We start from the raw sequence: 3,590 nt of genomic DNA on the forward strand, positions 1-3,590 counted from the left end.
AAGGCAATAGGTTTTTATCTTCATCAGGGATTTGAGATTATTGGTTTTGATACTTGTTGTTACACAAACAATGATATTGGAAGACGTGAAGTTAGAATCAATCTGGGATTCTTTTTTAACCGTGAAGGCCGAAGAAGATGAGTTTGTAACAAGCGAATATCCATTAGAGTGGATGGACAGAATCTCAGATTATGAAAAGACTAAGCGTAATGCTGAGAGAGCGGTTTTGGAATTCATGGACCCGTTGGCCTGTACTTTTGTGCGATATCCGGTTGTCCTTGGAGAGAATGACTATACTAAGAGACTAAATTTTTATATAGAACATATAAAGAATGATCAGCCAATGTACGTTGATGATCTTGATGAGGCAATGGCATTCATACATGAGAAGGAAGCCGGAGAATTTATTGCGTATCTTGCAGATCATCCTTTTAGCGGACCTGTTAATGGCTGCTCTAATGGAGCTATAAAGATTTCCGATATTATCAGTTACGCAGAAAAAAACTTGGTAAAAAGGCAATTCTTGATGAAAATGGAGAGCCTGCACCATTCAATGGTCTTACGAATACTTTAAGCTTTAGTACTGAAAGAGCAAAGGAAGCTGGTTTCATCTTTTCAGATCTTGATAGTTGGATTTATAAACTGATCGATCACGAAATTGAAAAGTGATTTGCATAAGTGTTAGAAGGGCGATACCATTTTTTACAAAGGCGGAATTACTGACCCTGACTACTGCGTTCTGAGATTCAAGGCTGAGAGTGGAAGATACTATTGTGATCTGAAGACAGAGAGTTTTACGATTGAGTAGAGCATATTCTTGTAACGGACACGAGGGAAGAATATAAGACAGTGGATACAGACAGGGATTATTTATACCAAATAGTTTATGGAATGAATTTAGAAGTGTGATGAAAATGAGTAAAGTTGTTGTATATATACATGGAAAAGGTGGAAACGATGAAGAAGCATCCAAAATTAAAAAATTTTCTTAAATATTTTGCTGTAGCACTCGGAATCGTTTTTGTATTGGTGGCAGTTATCTACATAAACCTAAAATGCTTTACAGTTAAGAAAATACTAACAACTGCTGGGCAGGAAGTATATCTAATGGGCACTTTCCATACAGATCACTTTGATTCTTTGTCAAATTATTCTGTTGAGGAAATGCTTAATGCAATTAAAAATATAGATCCTGATGTGGTTTTCATAGAGGCAAGGGAGGAATACTACGAAAAGTATGGCGTGGTGGATGGTCCTATTGATATGTGTATCACATATTGTTATTGCCAGGATAATGATATACCTGTAGAAATGATAGATTATTGGAAAGTAGATAATGACAATTACAAGCGAAATACTACGACTGATGACAGGGATGATCACATACATCAAAACATAATGGAGAAAATGAAACTCTACGAGGATAAAAAGATTCTTGTTGTATGCGGTTTCGGACACCTATATCCGCAAACAAATCGCCTGTTAGATGAAGGCTTTAACAAGGGGAGCATTCCTCATATTTCAAAGCTGTTTAGAAGTGAAGAAGAGTTTAAATATCCGTCTTCCATATGCGAGATATGGGAAGCTAGAGCATCATTCTATTCACGCACATTCCCTGAAATAATACATGAAGATGAAAACATAAATGATGAAGTGAAGTCGCAGTGGCCAATTGATGAAAATAATGCATTTTATGATTCACAGATGGAGTATTGTAATCTGTTTAGAGCGAATAAGTTATACAGATGAGGTATGAGTGTGGGGAATTTGAGAATAGATTTAATGAATTGGAGTAAGTTTTATTATGAACGATAGACCGGAACTAACTACTGCTTTAGATGGAAAAACTTTTCGGAACTACTATTATTTGAAAGAAGAATTGGTAGATTTCTGCAGAAAGAATAATCTTCCTACATCTGGTGGAAAGATAGAAATTACTGATAGAATCGCTTGTTTCCTTGATACAGGTAAAGTGATGAAGCCTACTTCAAAAGCCAAAAAGGCGGAACATATCGGAGAAATCGTTGAAGATACTTTGATTGAATCGGGCTTTGTGTGCTCAGAAAAACACCGAGCATTTTTTAAAGAAAAAATTGGTAATAGCTTTTCATTTAACGTTCTTTTCCAACGATGGCTAAAAGAAAATGCTGGAAAAACATATAAAGATGCCATTGCTGCATATTTCCAAATTATGGAGGAAAAGAAAAACGGTAGAACCAAGATAGATAAACAGTTTGAATATAATACTTATATTCGCGATTTCTTTGATGATAATAAGGGAAAGAGTCTGGAAGAAGCTATTAAGTGTTGGAAGTATAAAAAGAGCCTTGCAGGACATAATCGTTATGAAAAAGCAGATTTAGCTGTACTGGATGTTTAAATCGGATTTTGACTTAGAAGAATTCTGCACTTTTGATAACAACACTGAGCCTTTTAGATCTGTTCATGATAAGGATAAGTTAGAACATAATTGCCAGAGGTAGCCATGGGAATAACGTTCACAAAGATGGAAACAGATGATGAGATAAAAGGGAAAGCTTATGTTCATTGGAAATTATGGCAAGAAGCTATATATTAAAAAGAAGGGAATTTATATGTGCGGAATATGTGAAAGAATTAAAGAAACAAAAGATGGAAAAAATCCTTTTCTTGTAAAGGAACTTGAGACGGGATATGTAGTGATCGGAGATTTCCAGCATTTTAAGGGATATACACTTTTTCTATATAAAGATCATGTTGTGGAATTGTTTGATCTTGATATAGAAACAAGAGCTAAGCATTTGCAGGAAATGACGCTTGTTGCTGAAGCAGTAAAGAACGCCTTTGGAGCCGAAAAGATGAATTATGAATGCCTTGGTAACGGCGAAGGTGGTGCACATATACACTGGCATCTTTTCCCTAGAAGAGCAGGAGATATAGAGAATTATGGCAACAACGGCAAGGGACCAGTTTGGTGGTATCCTATGGAAGAAATGTATGCTGATAGTAATAGACCCGGCACCGAAGAACTTGAGGAGATGAAAGCAAAGCTTCTTTGCGAGCTGGATAAACTGCTTAAATAAGCAAAATGAGTGGATTATATGAATAGATTCTTGTAAGTATATTACGGAAATCCGCACCGGCTGCGGATTTCGTACGAAAGTGAATCTGTAGGCAAATGGCCCCAACACCTTAGGTGTTCTCAATTGGGCCATTTGCATGACTTTTGGAACGAAGTGACAAAAAGTCATACTATTCTGATTGGTACATTTTCTATCACAGCATTGGTATTCGTGTAAGAAATAGAAAGTTTGGAGAATAGAGAGCATTCATGTTAAAAGATTATGAAATAGATAAACCAATTCTTGAAACGGACAGATTGATTATTCGTGTGCTTAACGAAAATGATGTGCCTGATTTAAAAGAGTGGCTTGGTAGAGATGAAATCTATACATATTGGGGCAGAAAAACAAGTAAGAATGAGAAAAATCCTGAACTTATGTTTATTGATCCACGCCCTTGGGTAAAAAGAAAACCTTCTCCTGATTTTGATTGGGGAATTGTACTGAAAGAATCCAATAAAGTGGTAGGCATGATTGCGGTATTTGATA

General features: G+C 36.0%; 5 protein-coding genes. All 5 read left to right on the plus strand.

Features of this window, described 5'->3' with window-relative positions; genetic code table 11:
- Positions 1-121: 121 nt before the first annotated feature.
- Positions 122-574, plus strand: a complete 453-nt coding sequence (locus K6G87_RS15730; protein WP_296839378.1) for a hypothetical protein — start codon at positions 122-124, stop codon at positions 572-574.
- A 365-nt stretch (positions 575-939) separates the two neighbouring features.
- On the plus strand, positions 940-1,749 hold the full coding sequence (locus K6G87_RS15740) for a hypothetical protein (RefSeq protein WP_296839381.1): 810 nt from the start codon (positions 940-942) through the stop codon (positions 1,747-1,749).
- A 55-nt stretch (positions 1,750-1,804) separates the two neighbouring features.
- Positions 1,805-2,380, plus strand: coding sequence for a DUF6434 domain-containing protein (locus tag K6G87_RS15745; RefSeq protein WP_296839383.1), 576 nt, complete (start codon positions 1,805-1,807; stop codon positions 2,378-2,380).
- A 214-nt stretch (positions 2,381-2,594) separates the two neighbouring features.
- Positions 2,595-3,062, plus strand: coding sequence for an HIT family protein (locus tag K6G87_RS15750; protein ID WP_027216186.1), 468 nt, complete (start codon positions 2,595-2,597; stop codon positions 3,060-3,062).
- A gap of 248 nt (positions 3,063-3,310) precedes the next feature.
- Positions 3,311-3,590 (plus strand): GNAT family N-acetyltransferase (locus tag K6G87_RS15755; RefSeq protein WP_296839386.1); only part of this gene is annotated, 280 nt, incomplete at its 3' end.

The sequence above is a fragment of the Butyrivibrio sp. genome, from assembly GCF_024699075.1.